Consider the following 24,535-nt stretch of genomic DNA (forward strand, 5'->3'; position numbering starts at 1 on the left):
TCCGTCTTGCCCGCTTCCACGCCTTTGTCCCCTGCCGCTCTGACTCCGCAGAAAGCCCTTGCCTCCACGCTGCCCCCGCATGCCGTCTCGCGCTTGCGCCAGGCGCGGCTGGCGCGCAGTACGCGTCCGTTTCTAGCGCGTGGCGGCCCCAAGGGTGAACGCTGCGAGGGCTGCCGTTTGCGCCCCTCGCACTGCATGTGCGCGCTGCGCCCCGAGCTGGCCACGCGCGCAGCCTTCTGCCTGCTGATGCATGATGCCGAGCCGCTCAAACCCAGCAACACGGGCTGGCTGATTGCCGATGTGGTGAAGGACACCTATGCCTTTGGCTGGTCGCGCACCGAGGTGGATCCGCAGCTGCAGGCCTTGCTGGCCGATCCGCAATGGCAGCCCTATGTGGTGTTTCCCGGCGAATATGCCGAGCCTGCCGAGCGTGTGGTGGAGACGCTGGACGGCGGCGACAGCCGCGCGCTGCAGCCCGGCAGGCGCCCGCTGTTCATACTGCTGGACGCGACCTGGTCCGAGGCGCGCAAAATGTTTCGCAAAAGCCCGTATCTCGATGGCTTTCCCGTGCTCAGTCTGCACCCGGATCTGATCTCTCGCTATCAGTTGCGCAGATCCAAGCGCGACGACCATTTCTGCACCAGCGAGGTGGCGGCCCTGTGTCTGGAACTGGTGGGAGATGCCGGTGATATGCAGGCCGGCCGCGTGCTGGAGAGCTATCTGGGCGTGTTCACCGAGCACTATCTGCAGGCCAAGCACCAGCAGCCGGTCGATGAGGCCGACAGTATCCACCAGCGCCTGCGTGAGCTGATGGGCGCCAAACGCGGCGTATGAAGCGCCGTGCAGGCATAAGCATTCCACTCAAAGCAATAAGCGAACACGGACAATCGTGCCAGGGCCTCATGAGTGCATGAGGTGTGTGCCGGATCGGGTGGGTGATGAGCGCCGATGACCAGAGGTCTCGGCGCTTTTGTTTTTCGGGAGTGGTGATGGGCAAGTCGTTGAAATGGGTTGGGCTGGCAGCAGCGCTGGTATGTGCGGGTTCGGCCATGGCTGCGGGCAAGACTGAAGCGGCGAGCTCCACTATCGGTGCCAATATCGACACGGCAGTGGATCTGTCCGCATCGCCCACGCTGCAGCGCTGGCAGGCAGGCGGCACCGTGGTGCTGGGGGTACGGGAGGCAGCGGTTCCCATGTCCTACGCGATCGGTGCCAACGAGAAGTTCGTCGGCTATCACATGGACCTCTGCGAGCGCGTGGTGCATGCGATCGCGCCCAGGGCCCAGATCAAGTACATGGTGCTGACGCCACAGAACACCATGCCGCTGATCAACAACGGCACGGCCGATTTCAACTGCGCCAGCATGACCAACAACCTCACGCGCCAGAAGCAGGTGGCGTTTGGTTTGACCACCTATGTAAGCGAGGTGCGCATGGCCGTGCGCGCCGACTCGGGCATCACCTCCTTCAAGCAACTGCAGGGGCGCAATGTGGGCGCCATCACGGGCACGACCTCGGTGCAGATTCTGCGCAAATACGCCAGCGACAACGAGCTGAACTTCAAGACGCTGATGAGCAAGGACCAGTTCGAGAGCTTTCTGATGCTGGAGTCGGGTCGCGTTGATGCCTTTGTGCTGGACGACAACATGCTGGCCGGCGTGATCGGACAGAGCAAGAATCCCAAGGGCTACAAGATTGTGGGCGAGGTGATCGGTGCCGAGCCGGTTGCCATCCAGTTCAGCCGTAACGACCCGCAGATCAAGAAGGCCGTGGACGGCGCCATTTTGCAGATGATCCGCTCGGGCGAGCTGCACAAGCTCTACAACAAATGGTTCATGCAGCCCATTGCGCCCAAGAACGTGAACCTGAACCTGCCCATGGGCGAGGTGCTCAAGAAGCAGCTGGCCGCGCCCAACGACACGCCGCTGGAGCAGTTCGTATTGCCCCAATAAAGCGGCAGGCCCACATCAGCCGATAGACTGCAAGGCAAACCGCAAGGGGAGTGTTTGCCGTGCTGGAGTACCTGATCTATCCGCTGATTGCGCTGCTGTTCGTGGCGGTTTTCACGCGTGAGGTGATTGCGCCCGCCTCGCGCAATCTCTGCGACCGGCGCTGGCTGATCTACAGCAGCGCCCTGGGCGCGCTGACACTGGCCTGCACGCTTGCGCTGGGCTGGTTGCTGGAGGAGCGCATTCGCCAGCATGCGCTGCTGGATGTGGGCGCACGCTGGAACCCGCTGCTGGTGGGGCTGCTGAGCTTTTTCATCACCAGCTTTGTCTTTTACTGGTGGCATCGCGCCACCCATGCCTCCGATCTGCTGTGGCGCGTGTTTCACCAGCTGCATCACAGCGCACGTCGCATCGAGGTGCTGACCTCGTTCTACGCCCATCCGCTGGACTCCTGCGCTGCCATGCTGCTGAGCGTGATTTCCAGCTATTGGGTGCTGGGTGCCAGCCCGGCTGCGGCGGCCGTGGCCCTGGGGCTGACGGCGGCCTTCGATCTGTTCACCCATGCCGATCTGCGCACGCCGCGCTGGCTCGGCTATGTGCTGCAGCGCCCGGAAATGCATACCGTGCACCATCAGCATGGCCACCATGCGCAGAACTACGGCCTGCCGCTGTGGGACATGCTGTTCGGCACCTGGACCAACCCCGCCGAGCGCGCGCAGAAGCTGGGCTTTGATGACGACAAGTCCGAGCGCGTGGCCGAGATGCTGCTGTGGCGCGATGTGCACCAGAGTGCACCTGCTTGCGGGCGCCGCAAGTCATCCTGAAGCTTCGAAATTGATAGCTGATGGAGCCGATGGGTGGAGCGCAGCCTGCTGTTTTTGTTCTTAATTGTTAACACGGCCTGCCAAGACCCTGCCAGAGCCCGGAAAGCTCTGCCACTGGCTTGGGCAGGTGGCAAAAATCTGTTCAAATTACCCCGGTCTGTTCACCTGTCAACAGACGCCAAGCCGTCTGGCTGCGGGCATTCATAACATTCTGTGGCCTCACCGCCGGTGAGATGCAACAGACAAATCGCCTGCCAGGTTCCGGCACCCCCAAGCGCGTTTTCATGCGCTCTGTGACCCCCGGGTCGCTGCAAAGAGCTGTTACTGCCTCTTTGCTCAAACTCTGAATACTGCTTCAGCCATGTCTTGTGCATGGCTGTGATTGTTTGTCTGCAAGCCCGGCCTGTGCCTGGGCGAAAGGAAAGGTGTCCGGTTTTGGTGGAGTCGGCGTTCAAGCTGCGCTACAACCCAGCGCTCGATGGATTGAGAGGCATAGCCATTGTGCTGGTGCTGCTCTCGCATGCACATGCCCCGATGTTCGATGGCGCCTTCTTCGGCGTCGATCTGTTCTTCGTGCTCAGCGGCTTTTTGATCACCTCCTTGCTGCTGATGGAGTATCGGCAGCATGGCAAGCTCGATTACTGGCGCTTTTACCGTCGCCGCTTCCTCCGTCTCATGCCTGCGCTGGCGCTGTTCCTTGGTGCCTACTGTGTGTTTGCGCCTTTTATCTGGCCAGACCTCACGGATATCTATTCGGACGCTCTGGTCTCCATCCTCTACCTGGCCGATTACGGCATTGCCTTCTTCGACAGTCCGGATACGTTGCTACACATGTGGTCGCTGTCGGTGGAGGAGCATTTCTATCTGATCTGGCCGCCGCTGCTGGTTCTGCTGCTGCGCAAGGCCACGCCTGGCCGTGTCTGGGCGCCGCTTGCGGCGCTGTGGTTGCTGAGCACGCTGTGGCGCATCTTCTGGGTGGTGCAGGGTCAGCAGTTCTACGAAATCTTTTTCCGCTTTGATACGCGGGCCTCGGGTTTGCTGGCCGGTGCCTTGCTGGCGGCGCTGATGATGGAGCGCCCCCAATGGATAGAGCGTCTGCAGTCGCTGCGGGCCTACACCATGTGGTTTGTGCTGGCCGTGCCGCTGATCATGGAGCTGGAGTGGGACAACCAGCACGCCATGGTCTGGGGTATCACGGTGGTGGAATGCGCCGCCCTGGTCGTGCTGCTGGCTGTGCAAAAGCCCACGGGTCTGGTCTATGAAATGCTGACGGCGCCGCTGCTCATCAAGCTGGGCCAGCTGTCCTACGGCATCTACCTCTGGCATTACCCGGTGGTGCGCTATCTGCGCGCCGATTACTCCTGGCCTGTGACTGTCGTCGTCGGCCTGCTGGTCTCGACTGCGCTGTCGGCACTGTCGTTCTACACGGTGGAGCGCTGGGCCATGCGCCACCGCGACCTGGGGGCGGGCAAAAAGCCCGTGCGCCAGCCCAAGCCGCGCCAGGAGCCCGCGCTGCGCGAGGCTACGCGCGGCTCGTGATTGCCCTAGAAGCCTGAGCCGGGCTGGGCCAGGTACTCGGCCTCTTCGGCCGTGCTGGCGCGGCCCAGAATGTGGTTGCGGTGCGGAAAGCGGCAAAAGCGCTCTATCACCACCTGATGGCGATGGGCGTAGTCCAGCGCTCCGGCCAGATATTCGCGCAGCCCGGCGTCCGTGGCGCTTTCCAGCAAAGCCTCGAAGGCGGCCACGCTGCGTTGCTGCATGGCCGGGTCTTCGGCATGCTCCAGCGGCAGGTACAGGAAGACGCGGGCCACCTCGGGCAGTCGTTGGTCGGTGCCGGAGTCGATTGCCTGCAGCGCCAGTGCCAGGGCCTGCGCGTCACCGGCAAAGCTCTTGGGGGTGTTGCGGTGGATATTGCGCGTGAACTGGTCCAGCAGGATCACCAGTGCCAGCTGCTGCCACGGACCCTGGGTTGCCCAGTGCTGCAGTGCACCGCCCAGAGCGGCTTCCACCGCAGTGCCAAAGCGCTGGCGCAGCTCCTCGTCGAAAGCCGCCGATTTGGTGAACCACTGCGCCTTGTGCTTGAGGGCATCGGCATTGCCGGGCCTGGCGCTGCCGAACCACTGGGTCAGAACCTGGTCGGGCAGGCTGGTGTCCTGAGCGGCGGCGGTCAGTGCCTCATGGCTGAGGGAAGAAGGATATGCAGTCATGCAAATCATTGTGCATGCACGGCCGCCATGTGCCGACGGTCAACCCCTGGTGGCGTCGGACGTTAGATAACAGTCTTTTACCTGCAGATTGCGTCAGATGGGGAACTGCCAACATCCATCGAGACTCTGTGGAATAGCAGGCTCGGAGACAATGGATTGCTCAAAAACCATAGCTTGAAGCATTGGTTTATCAAGCGTTTGCACGGGTTTTGAATCAGGTTTTACGGAGTTCGGTGGTCGTGATGAATCGGCGCTCATGGTTGGCGGTGACAGTATTGGGATTGGGAATGGCTGCCACGGGCTGCTCGGGCAAGTCCGTGCCCAGCAGCGTGAGCGTGAGCCAGCAGAAGCTGCAGGAGATGCTGGCCAGGCGTTTCCCCAGGCAGTTTCCCGTGGCGGGTTTGCTGCAGCTGGATCTGAAGGCGCCGCAGTTGAGCATGGTGCCCGAGCGCAATATGCTCAACGCCGTGATCCCGGCCGAGCTCAGCGGCAAGGTGCTCAAGGAGCAGTACAGCGGCCTGCTCAATGTCGATTTCGCGCTGCGCTATGAACCCACCGACCGCACCTTGCGCGCCTACCAGATCAAGGTCAACCAGCTCAGCATGGACGGGCTGTCGCCCGCGCTCAGCGATATGCTGGGCACTTATGCCACGGCCTTGGCCGAGCAGGCCATGGGCCAGGTGGTGCTCTATCAGCTGCAGGACCAGGATCTGGCCCTGGTCGACGCGCTGGCGATGGAGCCTGGCGCCATTACCGTCACTGCCCAGGGGCTGACCGTGGCCCTGGTGCAGAAAGCCGGCCCGGGCAGCAAGCGCTGAGCTGCCAGGCGACAAAAAAGCCCGCAGGCGTATGCCTGGCGGGCTTTTTTGCGGGGCCGTGCTGCGCTCAGCGGGACTTGGCAATGGGCTCCAGGCCGGTGTCACGAATCGTCTTGGCGGCGGCGGGCGAGGTGTAGTACTTGAGCAGTTGCTCCAGCCCCTGCGGGTTGGTGGAGGTACTGGCCGTGCCGGCCGAGAAGATGGTGTAGTGCTGTACCGAATCGGGCAGGGTGCCGACATAGCTGATGCCCTCAATGGGCAGTAGTTCGCTGACCTGCTGCAGGCCGATTTCGGCCTCGCCCCGCGCCACGATGGTGCCCACACGCTCGGTCACGATCTTCCTGCTCTTGGGCATGACCTGGTCGTGAATGCCCAGCTTCTTGAGCATCTGGGTTTCGTAGTAGGTGCCGCTGGCGCTGGCCGAGTAGGCAATGCTCTTGGCATTGAGCAGCACCTGGCGCAGCTTGTCCTCGCTGCTGATGTCGGGGATGGGGGCACCCTTCTTCACGGCCACGCCCACGGCAGAGCGCACCAGGTCGATCTGGGTGCCGTTGCGCACCAGGCCCTTGGCGGCCAGATCGTCGAGCGCGCCACGCGCCAGAATCACCACATCGGCCTTCTCGCCCTTGCTCAGGCGATTGGGAATGGAGGTAGGCGAGGCCCCCATGGACGAGCCATAGGCCGACTCCACCGCCAGACCGGTCTGGGCCGTGAACTGCGGCGCCAGTAGCTTGTGTGCTGCGGTGAAGCCGCCCGAGGTCATGAGACGCACAGGCTCCTTGGGCGTGCTGCTTGGCTGCTGGGCGCATCCTGCGGCCAGCGCCACAGCGCTGATCAGCAGGGCTCGGCGGGCGGTGAAAAGGGCAAACGGCTTCATCAATGTCTCTCTGTATTGGGCGGGCCTGGTCAGGCCTTTAACCCTTATTGAATCGACGCATACAGCTACGGTTGTCATGGCTTCTGCGGCTGACCGGATTGTGAAAAGCTGTGGCTATTGCGTCCAATACCGTTTGCGTCTGGACTTGATACGAAAATCGTCCTATGGATTTGCGCCGTCTGACCTGTTTTCTGGCTGTGGCCGAGGAGCTGAATTTCAGCCGTGCGGCCCAGCGCTTGCATATGAGCCAGCCCCCGCTGAGCCAGCAGATCCGTCTGCTGGAGCAGGAGATGGGGGCGCAGTTGTTCGAACGCTCGCGCCGCGCCGTGGCGCTGACGCCGGCAGGCCTGTTGCTGCAGGACAAGGCGCGGCAGATCGTGGAGCTGCACCAGCAGGCGGGCGAGCTGGTGCGCATGGCAGCCCATGGCCTGGCGGGACGGTTGCGCATTGCCTTCACGGCATCGGTGCCGCTGTTTGACGAGTTCTCCACCATGCTGCGCGACTTTCGCAGCCGTCACCCGCAGGTGGAGCTGGATCTGCAGCATATGACCACGGGCGAGCAGATCGCGGCGCTGACGGCAGGGCAGATCGACATCGGCTTCATGCGCCCGTCGCCGACGTTTCGCATCCCCGTGCCGATCCGGGAGCAGACACTGTGGCGCGACGAGCTGAAGCTGGCCCTGCCGGTGGCACATGCCAAGGCGGCTGCGGGCGAAGCACTGGCTCTGAGCAGCCTGGCCGACCAGCCTTTTGTGCTGCATCCGGCCGTGCTCGGCGGCGGTCTGCACGAACATATTCTGGCGCTGTGCAGCGAGGCCGGCTTTGTGCCGCGCATCGCCCAGCCGGCCCGCGAGACCTCGACCATGCTGGCGTTGGTGGCCGCCGGCCTGGGTCTGTCCATCGTGCCCAGCGTCTATGAGCGCATCTGCCCGCCCGGCGTGGTGCTGCAGCCGCTGGCCGATGCTGCGCGCCACTCGCGCATTGCGCTGGTGAGCATGCAACAGGCGCCATCACCCTGCGTGCAGATGTTCTGGCAGTTGCTGCGCTGAGCGGCCTCTGCCGTTACGATGCGGCAAACCCTTTTTCAGGAGCCAGCCGCATGACCCGCACCCTTGCCGATTTTTCCGTGACCCGCAAATGGCCCGCGCAGCACCCCGAGCGCATCCAGCTGTACTCGCTGCCCACGCCCAATGGCGTGAAGGTGTCGATTGCGCTGGAGGAAATGCAGCTGCCCTACGAGGCGCATCTGGTCAGCTTCCAGACCAATGACCAGCTCACACCAGAGTTTGTCGGCACTTTCCCCAACAACAAGATTCCCGCCATCATCGACCCGCAAGGCCCGGGCGCAAAGCCGCTGGCGCTGTTCGAGTCGGCGGCCATCCTGATCTATCTGGCCGAAAAGAGCGGCAGCCCGCTGCTGCCCGCAGACCCTGCAGCGCGCTACGAGACGCTTCAGTGGCTGATGTTCCAGATGGGCGGCGTGGGACCCATGTTCGGCCAGGTCGGCTTCTTCCACAAGTTCGCGGGCAAGGACTTCGAGGACAAGCGCCCGCGCGACCGCTACATCAACGAGTCAAAACGTCTGCTGGGCGTGCTGGAGCAGCGCATGCAGGGCCGCGAGTGGATCATGGGTGAGCAGATCACGATTGCCGACATCGCCATCTGGCCCTGGGTGCGCAATATGGTCGACGAGAACGGCTACAACGCCGCCGAGCTGGTGGGCTGGAGCGGGTTCCCCGAGCTGCAGCGCGTGCTCAAGGCCTTCATGGCCCGCCCGGCGACGCAAAAAGGCCTGAACGTTCCGCCGCGCGGCTGAGCGCCGGCTCGGGCAGTTGCAGGCTTGCCGTTGTTGCAAAAGCGGCAAGTACTGTCCCAGTGGTGATGTCTTTCAAACCCGTGGGCCGGCCTTATCTTCGAGACTTCAGGCCCTGCAGCTGGCAGCGGCTTCTCAAGAGGAGAACTCCATGACCACGAATCGCCCACCCATTCTGGAAAGTGCCCCCCTGGGTCCGCGCTGGCCCTGCCTGGACCCCTTCCTGTTCTGTGCTCACCACGATGACAGCTATCCGGCCAGCAACGGAAAGATGGGCGTGCAGGCCGTGGAGTTCGAGGGACGCGAAATGGGCAGCGATTTCAGTGCCAGGGACGGTTTCTCGATGTACCACGGCGAGCCGATTCCGGGCTTCCCGGGCCACCCGCATCGTGGCTTCGAGACCGTGACCCTGGTGCGCAAGGGCCGCATCGACCATGCGGACTCGCTGGGCGCGGCAGCGCGCTTCGGCGGCGGCGATGTGCAGTGGCTCACGGCCGGCAAGGGCATCCAGCACTCGGAGATGTTTCCGCTGCTGAACAGCGACCAGCCCAATCCGCTGGAGCTGTTCCAGATCTGGCTGAATCTGCCTGCGAGAAACAAGATGGTGGAGCCCCACTTCACCATGTTCTGGAACGAGCAGATCCCGCGCCTGAGCTACAGCGATGCGGCGGGCAGGAAAACCACCGTCACCGTGGTGGCCGGAGCCCTGGACGGCGCTGACCCGGCCCTGCCGCCGCCGCCCGAGTCCTGGGCCTCCCAGGCCGACAGCGATGTGGCCATCTGGACGCTGGAGCTGGAGCCCGGAGCCCGCTGGACCATGCCCAGGGCCGCAGGCGACCAAACTCACCGCATGCTCTACTTCTTCGTAGGCAAGAGCATGACTGTGGGCGGCGAAGCCGTGAACGGGCATCTGGCCATGCATGTCGACGCTCAGCGCGAGCTGGAGCTGGTCAACACCGGCGATGTCAGTGCAGAGCTGGTGCTGCTGCAGGGCAAGCCGATCGGCGAGAAGGTGGCGCAATATGGCCCCTTTGTGATGAACACGCAGGAGGAGATCATGCAGGCCATGCAGGACTACCGCCGCACCCAGTTCGGCGGCTGGCCCTGGAAGGACAGTGATCCGGTGCATGGCACCGAGAACCGCCGCTTTGCGCGCTACCCGGGAGCCGATGTCGACGAGCAGCCTCCTGTGCTGGCCATCGTCTGAAATTGCGCTGCTGGAGGCGGTTGTTCAAACGCTGCGACAATGTGCGCCTGACCGCCATGACCCATGCTGGCCGTGGCGGCTTTGTTTTGGAGCCGCTCAAACCGCCGCCTGCGATGGGCCGAATGGTGCGAGTCGCTCGCGGAATCTCCAAACTGTCATGAACATCACCAAAGACACTGCCGTCACCATCAACTACAAGATTCACGAGCTGCTCGCGGGCGGCGTGGCCGTCAAACTGCTGGACAAGGGCGATGTGGCCTATCTGCACGGCGGCTATGACAACATCTTCGCCAAGGTCGAAGCCGCTCTGGACGGCAAGCAAAAAGGCGATACCGTGACCGTGGACCTGGCCGTGGCAGATGCCTTCGGCGAGCGCGACGAAAGCCTCCAGCGCACCATTCCCAAGGGTGAATTCCCTGCGGGCGTGAAGGTGGGCGGCCAGCTGCGCGGCACCAATGACCAGGGCCTGCCCCAGATCTACAACGTCGTGAAGATCAAGGGCCCCGTGGTGCTGCTGGACGGCAACCACCCTCTGGCTGGCTTCGCGCTGCGCTTCAGCGCGGTGGTCAACGAGGTTCGTGAGGCCTCCGAAGAAGAAATTGCCCACAAGCACGTGCACGGCGGCCACGGTCACCATCACTAAAAACATAGCTGCAAGCGTATGCAAATAAAGGATTTCAGTATTATTTTTAGCTGAAATCCTTTGTCTGAAAGCGCAAGCAGCTATCAAAACAAAAGGCCCCCGGATTTCGGTTCCGGGGGCCTTTTGTCTGCTTGGGGCTGATCGCTCAGGCGGTCAGGCGATCCAGCGCTTCTCGGTACTTGGCCGCCGTCCTGTCGATCACTTCCTTGGGCAGGCGGGGCGCGGGAGCCTTCTTGTCCCAGGCCTTGCCGTTGACCTGCGCCTGCTCCAGCCAGTCGCGCACGAACTGCTTGTCGTAGCTCGGAGGGTTCTCGCCCTTGGCCAGCGCGTCCTCGTAGCCTTCCACAGGCCAGTAGCGCGAGCTGTCGGGGGTCAGCACCTCGTCCATCAGCACCAGGGTGCCGTCTTCGGTCAGGCCGAACTCGAACTTGGTGTCGGCAATGATCATGCCCTTGGTCAGCGCGATCTCGGCCGCTTCCTTGTAGATGCGGATGGCGGTGTCGCGGATCTGGGCAGCGAGTTGCTCGCCCACCATCTCCACGGTGCGCTCGTAGGTGATGTTTTCGTCGTGGTCACCCATTTCGGCCTTGGCCGCGGGGGTGTAGATGGGCTCGGGCAGCTTGGCTGCGTTGGTCAGGCCGGCGGGCAGCTTCACGCCGCAGACCGATTGCGATTCCTGGTATTCCTTCCAGCCGCTGCCGGCCAGATAGCCGCGCACCACGGCTTCGATCAGCACGGGCTTGAGGCGCTTGACCAGCATGGAGCGGCCTTCGACCTGCTTGACTTCCTCGGGCTTGACCACGGATTCGGGCGCTTCGCCGGTCAGGTGGTTGGGGCAGATATGGCCCAGCTTGTCGAACCAGAACAGCGCCATCTGCGTCAGCAGCACGCCCTTGCCGGGAATGGGCTCGCCCATGATCACGTCAAAGGCGGACAGGCGGTCCGAGGCCACCATCAGGATGCGGTCATCGCCCACGGCGTAGTTGTCGCGGACCTTGCCACGTGCGAGCAGGGGCAGCGAGGCAATGTTGGAGGTATGCAGGGCGGAGGGCTGGGTGGTCATGGTCGAGATAGGGGCTGTCAGGCAATTCAGGCGTGCAGTCGGTCAGCAGGCGCCTGAAAGCCCAAGGGGCTGCCAGCGTCGCAGGCCCGAGAGGCGGCTGCGTAAAAACGCGATTTTAATGGCGCAGGCAGGGGTTTTGACGGTCACGGTCTTTGCCATTGCGCGCCTGCTGCGATCGAGGCCCTGGGGCATGCAGGCGTATCCCTTGCACGCGGGCCAAAGCCACTCATTGTGGCGGCAAAACCGGCTGCCATCAAACCGTCAAACAAGGCCCCTGGCGAGCCTGCGCTATCTCGGTCATTTCGTTGCCTTTGGCGTGGGGCGGGCGCATAGTGGATTCACAGCAAAGACGAATGCGCATTCCGAACTGCCAGGCTGCGGCACAGCCATCAGGCGCTGTGAAACCGCAGTGATTTCACCGAGAGCTAAGGAGTGTTTTGTTATGAATTTGACGATTAGCGGGCATCACCTGGAGGTCACTCCCTCGCTGCGCAGCTATGTCATGGCCAAGCTGGAACGCATTCTCAGGCACTTCGATCAGGTCGTGGACGTGAAGGTGCTGCTCACAGTCCACAAGCAAAAGGAAAAAGACAAACGACAGCGCGCCGGTTGCACGGTACGCGTGAAAGGGCAAGACTTGTTCGTGGAGACGCAGCATTTCGACCTCTATGCCGCCGTGGATGCCCTGGCCGACAAACTCGACCGTGTGGTGATGCGCTACAAGACTCGTCAGCAAGGCCCGCGTGCCACAGCCAAGCGACTCGATGCCGGGGGCTTGCAGCTGGCGCAGGTGTCAGCTTGATGAAAGCGAGGCGCAAAGCTAGCTTTTGCGCCGGTTTGTTGCAGGGCTGTCGCCTTGTTACAACGCTAAAAGCGCCGCCCTACGGGGCGGTTTTTGATGGTGATCAGGGTTTCCCCACGGTTTTCAGCGCTGCGGTGCATAATTGTTGATCACACCATGAATCGCCTAGCTTCTATCCTTCCCGCCGCTCAAGTGCTTGTGAGCGTTGATGTCACCAGCAAGAAACGCGCTTTCGAGGAAGCGGGTTTGCTCTTTGAGAGCTTGCATGGTCTGTCTCGTGCCCTGATCACCGATAGCCTGTTCGCACGCGAACGCCTGGGCTCCACCGGTCTGGGGCATGGAGTTGCCATTCCCCATGGCCGCATCAAGGGCCTGACGGCTCCCATGGCGGCAGTGTTCCAGCTGGCCAACCCCATCGGCTTCGATGCGCCCGATGAGCAGCCGGTCGGCCTGCTGATCTTCCTGCTGGTGCCCGAGGCGGCGACGCAAAAGCACCTCGAAATCCTCTCCGAGATCGCCGAGCTGCTCAGCGACAGCCAGTTGCGAGAGCGTCTGAAGTCGTCCACCGATGCGCAGCAACTGCACGGCATGATCGACAGCTGGCAGTCCTCCATCACCTCCCAGGCCTGAGTCCTGGCCCTTCTTCCTGACTGACAGGGCCTTGCCATGAGACCCAGCGCCATCAGTGCCGACGTACTGTTCGAGGCATTTCGCAACTCCAGCCTGCGCTGGCAGTGGATAGCGGGGCTTGGTGCTTCCGAGCGCCGCTTCGACGAAATGGCCGTGCGCTCGGCCCGCTCGGGCGCCGATCTGGTGGGCTATCTCAACTACATCCACCCCTACCGGCTGCAGGTGCTGGGCGAGCGTGAAATCGCCTACCTGACCAATGCCACCTCCCAGGACTGCCTGCGCCGCATTGCCCGCATCGTCACGCTGGAGCCGCCGGTGCTGGTGCTGGCCGACGGCCAGGATGCGCCTGACGAACTGATCTCCATGTGCGAGCGCGCGCACATCCCGCTGTTCTCCACCAAGGAGCAGTCGGCCTTCGTCATTGACGTGCTGCGTGCCTACCTATCCAAGCATTTCGCTGATCGCATCACCATGCACGGCGTGTTCATGGATATCTTGGGCATGGGCGTGCTGATCACGGGCGAATCGGGCCTGGGCAAGAGCGAGCTGGGGCTGGAGCTGGTCACGCGCGGCAACGGTCTGGTGGCCGACGATGCCGTGGATCTGTACCGCATCAACCAGACCACGGTCGAAGGCAAATGCCCCGAGCTGCTGCAGAACCTGCTTGAGGTGCGCGGCATCGGCCTGCTCGATATTCGTGCCATCTTTGGCGAGACGGCGGTGCGCCGCAAGATGCGGCTCAAGCTCATCGTGCATCTGGTGCGCAAGGAAACCATGGAGCGCGAATACGAGCGCCTGCCCGCCGAGCCGCTGACCCAGGATGTGCTGGGCGTGCCCGTGCGCAAAGTGGTGATTCAGGTGGTGGCGGGTCGAAACATCGCCGTGCTGGTGGAAGCTGCGGTGCGCAATGCCATCCTGCAGTTGCGCGGCATCGACACCTACCAGGAATTCGTGATGCGCCACCGCCGCGCCATGGAAAGCGGCGAGTCGTTCTAGACCAGCTGCAGCCTGCCGGGCTGCGAGGCCGGAAAGATCTGCTGCAGCTGCGATGCGTTCAAGCCATACATGCGGGCAAACAGGCCGCCCAGCAAGGAGCGGTATTCGTTGAGCACGGGGTAGTCGCGGTTCTGGAACAGCGCTTTTTCGGTGACTTCGATCTGCTCGCCCAGCACCTTGCCGCCGGCCTGGGCCGACAGGCCGCCGCCGAGAAACCAGTAAGCCGTGCCATGGCCGTGATCCGTGCCCTTGTTGCCGTTTTCGCGGAAAGTGCGGCCGAACTCGCTGATCACTGCCACCACGGTATGGCGCCAGGCCTCGGCTCCCATCGATTCGGCGAAAGTCGCCAGGCCCTGGCTCAGATCGCTGAGCCGGTTGGCCAGATTGCCGCTGGCGGCGCCCTGGTTGACATGCGTGTCCCAGCCTCCGATATCGACAAAGCCCAGGTCGAACTGCTCGCGCATCAGGTGCGCCATGCGCTGGGCTACCAAGCTGAAACCCTTGGCACTGATGGCATTGCGCCCGGCCTGGTCCATTTCCTCCTGCATGCTGCGCTGCACGGCACGCTGTACCGCAAAGCCTTCGCGCACCGGGACTTCCAGGCTCGAGCCCTGGTACATGGAGGCAATGATCTGGCTGCGCTGCTCGTCCATGGCCGTCTTGCGCACGGAGGCCAGCGCCATGTTCGCCACCTGGGCGCTGCCGCGCAGGCATAGCGGCAACTGGGCGGTGAACGCCATGGGGCTGAGACTGATCCGGCTCTGACTGTCGGCCTGCAGCACCCGGGTCAGCCGGTTCAGAAAGCCGCTCTGAAAGCTCTTGCCGCCTTCTTGCGGTTGTCCCAGCTCGATCGAGTCCTGGGTCTCGAAATGGCTGCGGGAGAGGTCGTTGCTGCCCGCAAATGGCACAAAGCAGGCTTGGCCCTGCTCATACAAAGGCAGCAGACTGCTTTGCAATGCAGGATGCAGCCCCCATTGAGGGTTCAGGGCCAGGGCACCGTCGGCCGATCCCGGGCGCGCTATGGCGATGCTGGGCCTGGCCTGATAGTAGAAGTCGCTATGGGTCGGCACCAGCAGGCTGTTGCTGTCGTAGGCACCGCGCAGGAAGACCAGCAGAAAACGGGGCGAGCCGCTTTGCAAGGGTGCTGCCAGACCTTGACCCAGCTGGCACAACAGCGGCAGGGCAGCGCCGAGGCTGAGAAATTGACGTCTTTGCATGGCTGCCATCCTTAGCGGTACATCATTTCGGGGGCAGAGAGGAAAAAGCTGTTCCAGTCCACCGGGTTCCTGGCCTGGGCCAGTGCGGCGCGTGTGGCGGCACCCAAGGCCGGCACACGCGCCTGGACGCTGCTGCGCTTGTCCAGTTCGGGATACGGCGGCTTTTCCAGCGGCTGCTGCGGGCTGTTGCGAAACAGCAGCGCGCCGCGGCTGCCAATTTGCCTTGCTACATCGAAACGGGCATTCATCTGGCCGGAGCTGGACCAGTCCGACTGGGCCAGAGGGTAGCCGTCGGGCGTTTCGTGGCCGTACAGTGGCTGGCCCAACTGATTGAGCCAGTTCTGTACCGGCCCCACATCACTGGCCACGCGCTGGTCGTAGGCCAGGCGTGTGGCGCTCAGCACATAGTGGACCGGGTCCTTGAAGCCCTTGCCGAATTGCTGAGCCTGAGGGTCGCTCAGCAGGGCCGCCAGCGTGGCGGCAATATCACCATGACTGCGCTCGAAGGCCTGGGCTGTGTGCTCGACCACGACCGGGGGCGGCTTGTCGCCGAGAAAATAGACGGACAGCTTGCGTGCTATGAAGCGTGCAGTGACTGGCGAAGCCACTATGCGGTCTAGCGCCTCGTTGACCTGGGCCAGGCCGCTTTTTTCCAGCGGCTTGCCAAGCAAGACCTGGGGGGTGTAATCGTGGCGACCGGGATGGAATTCGAAGAAGCCCTGGCGAACGTAGTCGCCCTGGCGTTCGGGGCGCAGCCTGGGCGGCGGGGCACCGGCTTCCCGGGTACTGAAGCCCACACCGGTCAGCACATGGGCCATGGCCTGCACGTCGGCCTGGGTGTAGCCGCTGCCCACGCCCATGGTGTGCAGCTCCAGCAGCTCGCGCGCATAGTTCTCGTTGATGCGCCCGGCGGCATTGCTTGCATTGTCCAGATACAGCAGCATGGCCGGATGACGCATGCTGGCAGACAGCAACTCGCGGAACTTGCCCAACGCATGAGGGCGAATGGCCTGTTCCTCGTAGTCAGCCACCCACAGGCGTACATCGCCCTTGCGGGTACTGACGTTGAAGTGGTTCATCCAGAACCAGGTCATCTGCTCCTGCAACTGGTGTGGCGAGTAGAGCGCGCGCCAGATCTGGCGTTTTTGGGCTTCGGCGCCCAGCTGATTGAGCTGGCGCTGCAGCTCGCTGCGCAGTTTCGCGGCTTCCTCGGAGCTCTGGCTGTTGCGAATGGCGAGGCGCTGGTCGGCAATCTCGCGCTGGATCTGCACCATGGGCTTCTGGCTGATGCCCAGGGCGTCGATGTGCTGCTGCACCTCGGCCGGCATGGGCTCGGATGACGGGCTGAGCTGGGTGGCCAGCCAGCGCTTGAGGCCCTGCTGCTGCAGCAGGGCCTCATCATGGTCGGTGGCGCCCCAGGTGACCCGGTCCAGCCATTGCTGGCTTTGCAGCGTGCTGGGCTTGTCGGGCAGGGCGCTGCTGCTCAGCGTCTGCAGCACCTCGGGGCTGGGGCGGCCCGATGAGGGGGCCAGCGGTGCGCAGGCGGTCAAGGCGAGGGCGGCCAGACAGAGCAGGCCCAGGACAGGTGAAAACGGTAGCAGCCGCATGGACCGGGTCTCCTCAAGCGCGGGGATGACTGCAGCATACGCAGTCCGGCCCGATATTGGCTTGAGGCTTGATGGAGCTATGTAAAGAAGTCTTCACCAAATGTAAAAAGGGCAAGACATCTGCATGTCCTGCCCCTGGGGTCGGTGTCGCGCTTTGCGTTCTTACTTGGCGGCGCGTGTGGCGCATTCGGCGCATTGGCCGTAGAGCGCCATGGAGTGATCCTGGATCACCCAGCCCTTTTCCTTGGCGATCAGGTTCTGGCGCTTTTCGATTTCGGCGTCATAGAACTCCTCGACCTTGCCGCAGCTGGTACAGACAAAGTGGTCGTGGTGCTGGCCTTCGTTGAGCTCATAGACGGCCTTGCCGCTTTCGAAGTTGCTGCGGATCAGGATGCCGGCCTGCTCGAACTGGGTCAGCACGCGGTAAACGGTGGCCAGGCCAATATCCGAGCGCTCGTCCAGCAGCACGCGGAACACGTCTTCGGCCGTCATGTGGCGCTGGGCGCCCTTCTGGAAGATTTCCAGGATTTTCAGACGCGGCAAAGTGGCTTTGAGGCCCGTGCTTTTGAGTTCATCAATATTTTTCATGTCGGCTCTCTTGGTGGACTACGGGCACATGGAAGGCTGGGCTCACTGGTTTAAGGAGAAGCTTTACACGTAGATAAAGGGAATCTCCAAGTGTCTCCGGGGCCTGCCGCTACAATGAACCCGATCATATCCCTATGCCATTACCCATGCATGTTCAAGCCCGTAGCCGCGCAGGTCTGGCCCTGACGTTGGCAATCGCAGCGGCACTGGCCGGCTGCAACAGTATCGATGGCGCCGCACACCGTGTCGCCAATGCCGTCACTCCCTATAAAGTCGATGTCGTGCAGGGCAATTTCGTGTCCAAGGAGCAGGTCGAGGCCTTGCAGCCAGGCATGAGCCGTCAGCAGATTCGCGACATCCTGGGCACACCCCTCGTGACCAGCGTGTTCCACGGCGATCGCTGGGAATACGTGTTCACCATCAAACGCCCCGGCGTGGAGTCGCAGATCCGCAAGCTCACCGTCTTCTTCAATGGCGATGCCTTTGTGCGCGCTGAAGGTGACGAGATGCCGTCCGAGTCCGAGTTCGTGGCCAGCCTCAAAGGCATGAAGGGCACACCCAAGGTTCCGCAGCTGGAAGCCAGCGAAGCCCAGCTGGCCAAATACCCTGCACGCAATAACGCCGAAGCCGAGCAGGCAGCGGCCAATCTGCCGCCCGCCGCCGCCAGCTATCCATCACTGGAATCGCGTTAAGCAGCAAAACAGGTTGTTCCCCGCTTGCACAAAGCGGTGGATGCTCTCTTCTTATGACGGCGTGGATGCGATCCTGCCGTCTTTCATTTGATCGAGTGATAGCGCCATGACCGCATCCACCACCCATTCCTCCACCCCTCAGCGCGTTGCTGTGGCGGGTGCCTCCGGCCGCATGGGCCATATGCTGATCGAAGCGATTCTGAACAGCAGCGACTGCGTGCTGGCTGCGGCACTGGACCGCGCCGACAGCCCTTCCATCGGCACCGATCCTTCTGCATTCCTGGGCAAGCCCAGCGGGCTGAAGATCGAAAGCGATGTCCGCGCAGCCCTGTCGAAGGCAGACTGCCTGATCGACTTCACGCGCCCCGAAGGCACGATGGAGCACCTGGCCGTTGCGGCCGACCTGGGCGTGGGCGTGGTCATCGGCACCACGGGCTTCTCGGATGAGCAAAAGACGCAGATCGCCGAGTTCGCCCAAAAAACTTCCATCGTTTTCTCCCCCAATATGAGTGTGGGCGTGAACGTGACCTTCAAGCTGCTGGAGATGGCGGCCAAGGCCTTGCAGCAAGGTGGCTACGACATCGAAATCGTCGAAGCCCACCACAAGCACAAGGTCGATGCCCCCTCGGGAACGGCCCTGAAGATGGGCGAGGTGATTGCCGAAGCCCAGGGCACCAAGCTGGCCGACCGAGCCGTGTATGAACGCTTTGGCCACACCGGCGAGCGCAAGGCAGACACCATTGGCTTTGCCACCGTGCGCGGCGGCGATATCGTTGGTGACCACACCGTACTGTTTGCAGGTACGGGCGAACGCATCGAGATCTCGCACAAGTCCAGCAGCCGTGCAGGCTATGCCAACGGCAGTCTGCGAGCAGTGGGCTATCTGGCCGACAAGAAGACCGGCCAGTACGATATGTACGATGTGCTGAAGCTGCGCTGACCGCGCAATTTGCAAAGGGGCCGTGACGGCCCCTTGCTGTTTCTGGGAGCGAGGTGAGAGATGTCTGCAGGAATGTGGCAATGGCTGGCAGAGGGCGATGCGGTCACATGGGCGACGGCGGCCTTGATGCTGCTGATGTCAGTGCTCAGCTGGGTGGTCATCCTCTACAAGCTCTGGTTTATGGCCGTAGCGCGCCGAAGCGTGCCGCAGGCCGTGGCTGCGTTCTGGCAGATGCCCGATCTGGTCCAGGCGATGGCGCAGGTCAAGGCGCTGGATAGACAGGGGCTGGTGCAGGCCATGGCCGATGCCTTGGGGCAGGGCGCAATGGCTGCGCAAGGCTCTCTGGCACAAAGCGCGGCGCAGGGGCAGCGACTGTTGCGCAGCCTGCGTGAGGCTCTGGGTCAGGCATCCGTCCAGCTGCAGTGGGGTCAGACCTTGCTCGCCACCATTGGTGCAACGGCACCGTTTGTGGGTCTGCTGGGTACGGTCTGGGGCATTCACCATGCGCTCGGAACGCTGGCGGGCAGCGGTCAGGTCGATATCGCTCAGCTGGCCGGGCCTGTGGGTGAAGCCCTGGTCATGACGGCTGCAGGTCTGGCCGTCGCCTTGCCTGCTGTGCTGGCCTATAACCTGTTGGGGCGTTCGGCCAGCCAGCTGGAGGCTGTGCTTGAGGGGTTTGCCCATGATCTGCATGCCCAGTTCGGAGTGGATGCTTCATAAAGGATGGTGCCATGGCATTCGGTCGCATGAGCCGCCGTGAGGGGGCACAAACTCCGATCAACACCATCAATGTCACGCCGCTGGTGGATGTGATGCTGGTGCTGGTTGTGATCTTCATTCTGGCTGCTCCCATGCTGGCAGCCACCTTGCGTGTTCAACTGCCCAAGGCGCAGGCAGTAGTGCAGCAGGCTGCCGTGAACAAGAGCGATGCCTTGATGATTGAGGTCAGCCCTGCCGGCGAAATCTGGATTCAGGGGGCCGTGGCGGACGATGCGGCAGTGCAGCAGCAACTGGAAGAGCTGGGGCGGCGCAATCCTCAGGCCGAGGTGCAGTTGCGTGCCGACACCAGCGTTCCCTACGGTCGCGTAGTGCAGGTCATGGGCTGGGCCCACGCAGCAGGCCTGACGCGCATCGGCTTTGTGGCCGAGCCTGAATCGAAGGCTGGCATTAACTGACGGGCCGAGGCGTAAGAACGCTTACTTTTTGCAAATCACCGGGCAGCATTTTTTGCTTTGGCTCAAGGGCAAAGCTCGTGGAGCCTACCCTTGTTGCTATCTCTTTCAAATCAGGGAGAAGCTGCCTCCACAATGGTCAAAGCCCCTGTCCTTTGCTGGCGTAACAAGCCCCGATGGGCAGAACAAGGTTCTGGCGTTACGATGTTTTCGCCTGCCTTTATGGCACCCCTACAGATTTCGCCGCAGCGGTTGCGGCATTTGGTGACTAGGAGGATTTGCATGCAAGTACAGGTTCATGCCGACGATTCCATCCAGGGTGGAGAGTCTCTGGCTCAATGGGCGCAGGAGGAGATCAATGCCAAGCTGGCCCGCCTGAAGGAGTATGTGGTGCGTGTGGAGGTCTTCCTCACGGGCGTTGATGCCCTCAAGACCACGGGCGGCCCTGGCAAACGCTGTGTGCTCGAGACCCGGGCCACAGGTCGTCCCCCCATTGCAGTGAATGCGGAAGCCGAAAAGGTCAAGGAGGCCTTCAGTGCCGCGATTGAAAAGCTCAAGCGCGCGGTGGAGACCGATCTTGGCAAGCTCAAGGACAAAAATCTGCGTGAAAGCGTACGCGGCGTGGATGACCCCAGTGACGAGAATGCCGCAGTGGCTTGAATATGAAGCGTTTTTGGCTTCCTGCCCTTTGAATACGGGCATAGAGAGCTATTAAAACCATATCAATCAAAAAGGGCATGTTCATGGCGAACATGCCCTTTTACATTGTCGATAAAGAGTGTGCTTATGCGGCGGTCAAGGCGCCGGCCTGGGTCAGCTTGTCGGCGACCAGCAGCTTGTTCATTTCGGCCCGGCTCATGATGCCCAGTTCTTCCGCCACCACGGCAATCTGCTTGCCGTTGGCAATCGCAGTCTTGGCAATCCTGGCGGCCTTTTCGTAGCCGATCAGAGGGTTCAGCGCCGTCACCAGCGTCACTGACTCGGCAATGCGGGAATCCAGCAGCGCTTCATTAGCCACAATGCCTTCCACGCAGTTGACTTGCAGCGTCTTGCAGGCGCTGCTCAGGTGGCTCAGGCTTTTGTGCAGAGCCCAGGCCATCAGCGGCTCGAAGGCGTTGAGCTGCAACTGGCCGGCTTCCACGGCCATGGTGATGGCGGCATCGTTGCCTATCACTTCGAAGCAGACCTGGTTCATCACCTCGGGAATGACGGGATTCACCTTGCCGGGCATGATGGACGAGCCGGCCTGGCGCGCCGGCAGCTTGATGTCTGCTACACCTGCTTGAGGGCCCGAGGAGAGCAGGCGCAGGTCGTTGCTGATCTTGGATAGCTTGACGGCAACACGCTTCAAGATACCGGAAATGTCGGCAAAGGCGCCGGTATCTCCCGTGGCGGCGATCAAATCGCCGGCTTTGACGACGGGGACGCCCGAAATTTCAGCCAGGGCCTTGGTCACGGCGCTGGCGTAGCCTACGGGTGCGTTGATGCCGGTGCCGATGGCAGTGCCACCCATGTTCACTTCGGTCATCAGATAGGCGGACTCGCGCAGACGCTTTTCATCGTCGGCGATCATGGCTGCAAAAGCGGAAAACTCCTGGCCCAAAGTCATGGGCACGGCATCTTGTAATTGTGTGCGGCCGATTTTCAGGATATGGGCGAATTCGCCCGCCTTTGCTTCGAAAGCAGAGCGCAACTCGGCCAGGGCGATCAGCAGCTTCTGGATGCCAGCGTAGGTGGCAAGCTTGACGGCGGTGGGGTAGGAGTCGTTGGTGGACTGCGAAGCATTGACATGATCGTTGGGGTGGATCACGTCGTAAGTGCCTTTGGGCAATCCCAGGTGCTCGAGTGCACGGTTGGCGATCACCTCATTGGCGTTCATATTCGTGGAGGTGCCGGCGCCGCCCTGGATCACATCGACCACGAACTGCTCGTGCAGCTGGCCGGAAATCAGGTCATCACAGGCTTGGGAGATGGCGGTGGCTTGTTTGAGATTGATGGCGCCAAACTGCAGATTGGCCTGGGCCGCTGCCTTTTTGACAAAGGCAAACGCGCGGATCAGCTCGGGCATGTGCGAGACCGAGTGACCGGTGATGGGGAAGTTCTCCACTGCGCGTGCGGAATGAACGCCCCAATACGCGTCGGGAGGGATGGTTTTGATGCCAATGAAGTCATGTTCTTGACGCATCGATCTGCTTTCTTTGCAAAGTTGAATGAGCCACCGGTCCAAGGACAGGACGTGGCAACGCCCTGGATGAAAAAGCGGCGGTCGCAATCTCGTGGCCAGGGCGTTGGCTCGATTATGAAAGCTTGGCGTGCATGAGTCCAAACGTTTCATGCATAACGTCTGAATTGCCTTCTCTTGAAGAGAGTGCGATGCTTCTAAAAGCTTCCAAAATCCATCAAAAACTTGCAAAAATGCTTTTATTTTTCTTTTTGAGAAATTCAATTCGCACCAATTTGGTGCGAATTGAATAAGCGCCGCAGGCTTATCTGGAGGCGCGCAGGCTGACGCCAGCCAGTGATGGAGAGTGCAGCGACTTCAGAGGCGAGGCCACGGGCTTGCCAAAACGGCGTGGCTGGCCGTTGACGAGCTCCGCGTCGGTGGCTGCCTCTGCTTCCCATTGCTGCTGGGCCTGTTGCATCTCTTCGGTGGTGCGGGCCACAAAGTTCCACCACAGCAAGATGGCTTCATCCATGGGCTCGCCCCCGATGATGATGAGGCGGCTGCCGGGCGCGCACTCCAGTTGCACCTCCCGGGTGCCGACGGGCAGATAGATCAGCTCCTGCGAGGGCAACACCTGGCCTTCAACCTTCACCTCGCCTGACAGACTCATCACCGCATGCTCGAAGTCGGCGCGCAGCGGCATGGCGGCGCACGCCTGGCCGGCTGTGCCGTCGGCCAGAAGGTCCACGCCCATCAGCGGGGAGTGGACTTCTGCGGGCGCCGTCAGTCCCAGGGCTTCACCGGCCAGAACGGTCACGGCAAAGTCGCCGATCTCGGTCCTGGGCAGGTCGGGATAATGCTGGAAGCGGGGCGCAGTATTGCGATGGCTGTCGGGCAAGGCAATCCACAACTGGGCTGCATGCACGCCCAGTGTCTGGGCTTCTTCGGAATGGGCAATGCCGCGGCCAGCCGTCATCAGATTGACCTGGCCGGGGCGGATGATCTGCTCGCTGCCCAGACTGTCGCGGTGCAGTACCTCGCCCTCGATCATCCAGGTGAAAGTCTGCAAGCCGATATGAGGATGGGGCCCGACCTGCATGCCGGGTGGAGGGGGGATGGCCGGGCCGGCGTGGTCGAGGAAGCACCAGGCCCCCACTTTGCGCAGCGCGGCCTGAGGAATGGCACGGTGGATGGGGATGCCGCCGACATCGGCTATACGGGTGGGCAGACGTTGTAAGTTCTTTGATTCACTCATGACAAATCCTGACGGCGAAGAGATTCGAGTGTCAGGGATATGCGGTATTCGCGCAATCAGACGGCAGAATGCAGCAACGCCTTGCACGCAGTTACATCACCGTGAGGATTCAGCCAATAGGCTGACAGGGACTCCGCCAGGAGTCGGCTAAGTTAAAGGCGTAGGCCGCTAGCAGTGGCTTTCACGTGGCGCAATTCGTGCGCAGCGACCTAACAACTGCAGGAGGAATAAACATGAACGAACACAGCACTCAAGGCAACCAGATCTCGGCAGTCGAGATCCAGCTGTATCCCGAGCACTTTGCCGCTCGCGTCACTGGCAAGGTGGAGCATCGTGTCGGAGATGGTCCGTCCGAGCAGATTCCCATGGGCATAGAGATGAAGGTCGATACCGCCATCGCCAGCTATGTGCTGTCCTGGGTCGACCCCGAGGACCAGCAGCCCGAAACTGCATCGCTGGCCAAACGTGAGTTCGAACACTATGTGGAAGTGGGTGCGCTGGAAGTGACGGTGTAATCAAGTTACACACAATGGCGTCCAAGGCCCTGCAGGTGACTGCAGGGCTTTTTTTATCGTCGGGCAGTCCCCAAGATGAAGGCGGCCCTCCCGGAGGAGGCGAGCCTCATGCCGTGTGGGCGTGAGGTGCCTTTTTTCATGCCTGCGCGGCTTCGGTCAAGGCGGTGGGAATGGAAACCTTGCCTTCCAGCAGCTTGTGCACGGGGCAGGCATTGGCAATCTGCAGCAGGCGCTGGCGCTGCTCGTCGTCCAGCTCGCCATGCAGGGTGATGCTGCGCGTGATCTGGTTGGCATCCGCGGGCTTGCCATCGGGGTTGAGTTGCAGATCCACATCGACATGGCTTAGCGGCCACTGCTTGCGGCCCGCGTACATATGCAGGGTGATGGCCGTGCAGGCTCCCAGGGCCGAGAGCATGAGCTGCATGGGGTTGGGCGCGGTGTCGGCGCCGCCATCATTCACGGGTTCATCGGCATGCCAGACGTGGCCTTGGGCATCGGTCAGAGTGATGCGGTACGGGGTGGGGCTGCTTTGTGCGTGTGCGCTGTGAATCATTCG

27 protein-coding genes are annotated in these 24,535 nt (G+C 62.1%); 18 read left to right on the forward strand and 9 right to left on the reverse strand.

Translation table 11 applies throughout. From position 1 onward, the window contains the following. Nucleotides 1-6 precede the first annotated feature (6 nt). From DFO48_RS14035 to DFO48_RS14050, 4 genes are all read left to right on the forward strand, one after another. Nucleotides 7-834, forward strand: a complete 828-nt coding sequence (locus DFO48_RS14035; protein WP_114863846.1) for a tRNA-uridine aminocarboxypropyltransferase — start codon at nucleotides 7-9, stop codon at nucleotides 832-834. Nucleotides 835-989: 155 nt separating this feature from the next. Next, nucleotides 990-1,952, forward strand: coding sequence for a transporter substrate-binding domain-containing protein (locus tag DFO48_RS14040; RefSeq protein WP_114863847.1), 963 nt, complete (start codon nucleotides 990-992; stop codon nucleotides 1,950-1,952). Between the two features lie 59 nt (nucleotides 1,953-2,011). Beyond that, nucleotides 2,012-2,773, forward strand: a complete 762-nt coding sequence (locus DFO48_RS14045; RefSeq protein WP_233506397.1) for a sterol desaturase family protein — start codon at nucleotides 2,012-2,014, stop codon at nucleotides 2,771-2,773. A gap of 435 nt (nucleotides 2,774-3,208) precedes the next feature. Continuing rightward, nucleotides 3,209-4,312: an acyltransferase gene (locus tag DFO48_RS14050; RefSeq protein ID WP_114863764.1), complete on the forward strand. Its 1,104-nt coding sequence runs from the start codon at nucleotides 3,209-3,211 to the stop codon at nucleotides 4,310-4,312. A gap of 5 nt (nucleotides 4,313-4,317) precedes the next feature. Here DFO48_RS14050 and DFO48_RS14055 read toward each other — a convergent pair whose 3' ends face one another. Beyond that, nucleotides 4,318-4,980 carry a DUF924 family protein gene (locus tag DFO48_RS14055; protein WP_114863765.1) on the reverse strand — a complete coding sequence of 221 codons (663 nt, stop codon included), beginning with the start codon at nucleotides 4,978-4,980 and terminating at the stop codon, nucleotides 4,318-4,320. A gap of 287 nt (nucleotides 4,981-5,267) precedes the next feature. Here DFO48_RS14055 and DFO48_RS14060 point away from each other — a divergent pair, with 287 nt between their 5' ends. Beyond that, nucleotides 5,268-5,798: a DUF1439 domain-containing protein gene (locus tag DFO48_RS14060; RefSeq protein ID WP_114863766.1), complete on the forward strand. Its 531-nt coding sequence runs from the start codon at nucleotides 5,268-5,270 to the stop codon at nucleotides 5,796-5,798. A 67-nt stretch (nucleotides 5,799-5,865) separates the two neighbouring features. Here the strand turns inward: DFO48_RS14060 and DFO48_RS14065 are convergent, their stop codons facing one another. Then, nucleotides 5,866-6,675, reverse strand: a complete 810-nt coding sequence (locus tag DFO48_RS14065) for a substrate-binding domain-containing protein (protein ID WP_114863767.1) — start codon at nucleotides 6,673-6,675, stop codon at nucleotides 5,866-5,868. 164 nt (nucleotides 6,676-6,839) lie between these two features. Between DFO48_RS14065 and DFO48_RS14070 the strand changes: the two genes are divergently transcribed. The 4 genes from DFO48_RS14070 (at nucleotide 6,840) to DFO48_RS14085 (ending at nucleotide 10,338) form a co-directional block, all read left to right on the forward strand. Continuing rightward, nucleotides 6,840-7,724, forward strand: a complete 885-nt coding sequence (locus tag DFO48_RS14070; RefSeq protein WP_003066996.1) for a LysR family transcriptional regulator — start codon at nucleotides 6,840-6,842, stop codon at nucleotides 7,722-7,724. A gap of 50 nt (nucleotides 7,725-7,774) precedes the next feature. Continuing rightward, nucleotides 7,775-8,491, forward strand: coding sequence for a glutathione binding-like protein (locus tag DFO48_RS14075; RefSeq protein WP_114863768.1), 717 nt, complete (start codon nucleotides 7,775-7,777; stop codon nucleotides 8,489-8,491). Between the two features lie 148 nt (nucleotides 8,492-8,639). Beyond that, nucleotides 8,640-9,695, forward strand: coding sequence for a pirin family protein (locus tag DFO48_RS14080; protein WP_114863769.1), 1,056 nt, complete (start codon nucleotides 8,640-8,642; stop codon nucleotides 9,693-9,695). 157 nt (nucleotides 9,696-9,852) lie between these two features. Continuing rightward, complete coding sequence (locus tag DFO48_RS14085) at nucleotides 9,853-10,338, forward strand: peptidylprolyl isomerase (RefSeq protein WP_003072413.1); 486 nt, start codon at nucleotides 9,853-9,855, stop codon at nucleotides 10,336-10,338. A 145-nt stretch (nucleotides 10,339-10,483) separates the two neighbouring features. Here the strand turns inward: DFO48_RS14085 and DFO48_RS14090 are convergent, their stop codons facing one another. Next, nucleotides 10,484-11,401 carry a phosphoribosylaminoimidazolesuccinocarboxamide synthase gene (locus tag DFO48_RS14090; protein WP_003067010.1) on the reverse strand — a complete coding sequence of 306 codons (918 nt, stop codon included), beginning with the start codon at nucleotides 11,399-11,401 and terminating at the stop codon, nucleotides 10,484-10,486. Nucleotides 11,402-11,843: 442 nt separating this feature from the next. Here DFO48_RS14090 and hpf point away from each other — a divergent pair, with 442 nt between their 5' ends. From hpf to hprK, 3 genes are all read left to right on the forward strand, one after another. Continuing rightward, on the forward strand, nucleotides 11,844-12,203 hold the full coding sequence (gene hpf, locus DFO48_RS14095; RefSeq protein ID WP_003072415.1) for a ribosome hibernation-promoting factor, HPF/YfiA family: 360 nt from the start codon (nucleotides 11,844-11,846) through the stop codon (nucleotides 12,201-12,203). Nucleotides 12,204-12,359: 156 nt separating this feature from the next. Next, nucleotides 12,360-12,833 carry a PTS sugar transporter subunit IIA gene (locus DFO48_RS14100; protein ID WP_034347954.1) on the forward strand — a complete coding sequence of 158 codons (474 nt, stop codon included), beginning with the start codon at nucleotides 12,360-12,362 and terminating at the stop codon, nucleotides 12,831-12,833. A 36-nt stretch (nucleotides 12,834-12,869) separates the two neighbouring features. After that, entirely contained in the window at nucleotides 12,870-13,829 is a 960-nt protein-coding gene (hprK, locus tag DFO48_RS14105; protein ID WP_003060345.1) for an HPr(Ser) kinase/phosphatase, read from the forward strand. On the opposite strand, the gene DFO48_RS14110 is transcribed toward hprK, so the two are convergent. The 3 genes from DFO48_RS14110 to fur all read right to left on the reverse strand — a co-directional run bounded on the left by DFO48_RS14110 (nucleotide 13,826) and on the right by fur (nucleotide 17,241). After that, on the reverse strand, nucleotides 13,826-15,046 hold the full coding sequence (locus DFO48_RS14110; protein WP_114863848.1) for a DUF1501 domain-containing protein: 1,221 nt from the start codon (nucleotides 15,044-15,046) through the stop codon (nucleotides 13,826-13,828). The genes hprK and DFO48_RS14110 overlap by 4 nt on opposite strands. Nucleotides 15,047-15,057: 11 nt before the next feature. Next, nucleotides 15,058-16,653: a DUF1800 domain-containing protein gene (locus tag DFO48_RS14115; protein WP_114863770.1), complete on the reverse strand. Its 1,596-nt coding sequence runs from the start codon at nucleotides 16,651-16,653 to the stop codon at nucleotides 15,058-15,060. 162 nt (nucleotides 16,654-16,815) lie between these two features. After that, nucleotides 16,816-17,241 (reverse strand): ferric iron uptake transcriptional regulator, encoded by a 426-nt coding sequence (gene fur, locus DFO48_RS14120; RefSeq protein ID WP_003060349.1) that lies wholly within the window; start codon nucleotides 17,239-17,241, stop codon nucleotides 16,816-16,818. Nucleotides 17,242-17,387: 146 nt separating this feature from the next. Between fur and DFO48_RS14125 the strand changes: the two genes are divergently transcribed. The 5 genes from DFO48_RS14125 (at nucleotide 17,388) to DFO48_RS14145 (ending at nucleotide 20,705) form a co-directional block, all read left to right on the forward strand. Then, the gene (locus DFO48_RS14125) at nucleotides 17,388-17,933 is read left to right on the forward strand and encodes an outer membrane protein assembly factor BamE (RefSeq protein ID WP_003072421.1); all 546 of its coding nucleotides are present in this window, start codon (nucleotides 17,388-17,390) and stop codon (nucleotides 17,931-17,933) included. 106 nt (nucleotides 17,934-18,039) lie between these two features. Next, nucleotides 18,040-18,873: a 4-hydroxy-tetrahydrodipicolinate reductase gene (gene dapB, locus DFO48_RS14130; RefSeq protein ID WP_003072423.1), complete on the forward strand. Its 834-nt coding sequence runs from the start codon at nucleotides 18,040-18,042 to the stop codon at nucleotides 18,871-18,873. 60 nt (nucleotides 18,874-18,933) lie between these two features. Next, a complete protein-coding gene (locus DFO48_RS14135; protein ID WP_034347956.1) occupies nucleotides 18,934-19,593 on the forward strand; it encodes a MotA/TolQ/ExbB proton channel family protein in 660 nt (219 codons plus the stop codon). Between the two features lie 11 nt (nucleotides 19,594-19,604). Continuing rightward, the gene (locus DFO48_RS14140; protein ID WP_003072428.1) at nucleotides 19,605-20,048 is read left to right on the forward strand and encodes a biopolymer transporter ExbD; all 444 of its coding nucleotides are present in this window, start codon (nucleotides 19,605-19,607) and stop codon (nucleotides 20,046-20,048) included. 279 nt (nucleotides 20,049-20,327) lie between these two features. Next, entirely contained in the window at nucleotides 20,328-20,705 is a 378-nt protein-coding gene (locus DFO48_RS14145; protein WP_003060358.1) for an HPF/RaiA family ribosome-associated protein, read from the forward strand. A gap of 124 nt (nucleotides 20,706-20,829) precedes the next feature. Here the strand turns inward: DFO48_RS14145 and DFO48_RS14150 are convergent, their stop codons facing one another. Together DFO48_RS14150 and DFO48_RS14155 are read right to left on the reverse strand one after the other, a co-directional pair. Next, nucleotides 20,830-22,230 carry an aspartate ammonia-lyase gene (locus DFO48_RS14150; RefSeq protein WP_114863771.1) on the reverse strand — a complete coding sequence of 467 codons (1,401 nt, stop codon included), beginning with the start codon at nucleotides 22,228-22,230 and terminating at the stop codon, nucleotides 20,830-20,832. A 301-nt stretch (nucleotides 22,231-22,531) separates the two neighbouring features. Next, nucleotides 22,532-23,464 carry a pirin family protein gene (locus tag DFO48_RS14155; RefSeq protein ID WP_114863772.1) on the reverse strand — a complete coding sequence of 311 codons (933 nt, stop codon included), beginning with the start codon at nucleotides 23,462-23,464 and terminating at the stop codon, nucleotides 22,532-22,534. Nucleotides 23,465-23,697: 233 nt separating this feature from the next. Between DFO48_RS14155 and DFO48_RS14160 the strand changes: the two genes are divergently transcribed. After that, nucleotides 23,698-23,979 (forward strand): hypothetical protein, encoded by a 282-nt coding sequence (locus DFO48_RS14160; protein ID WP_003072434.1) that lies wholly within the window; start codon nucleotides 23,698-23,700, stop codon nucleotides 23,977-23,979. A 136-nt stretch (nucleotides 23,980-24,115) separates the two neighbouring features. Here DFO48_RS14160 and DFO48_RS14165 read toward each other — a convergent pair whose 3' ends face one another. After that, the gene (locus DFO48_RS14165; RefSeq protein WP_003072435.1) at nucleotides 24,116-24,532 is read right to left on the reverse strand and encodes an OsmC family protein; all 417 of its coding nucleotides are present in this window, start codon (nucleotides 24,530-24,532) and stop codon (nucleotides 24,116-24,118) included. Nucleotides 24,533-24,535: the final 3 nt, after the last annotated feature.

This window comes from Comamonas sp. AG1104 (assembly GCF_003350425.1).
Classification (GTDB): Bacteria; Pseudomonadota; Gammaproteobacteria; order Burkholderiales; family Burkholderiaceae_C; genus Comamonas; species Comamonas testosteroni.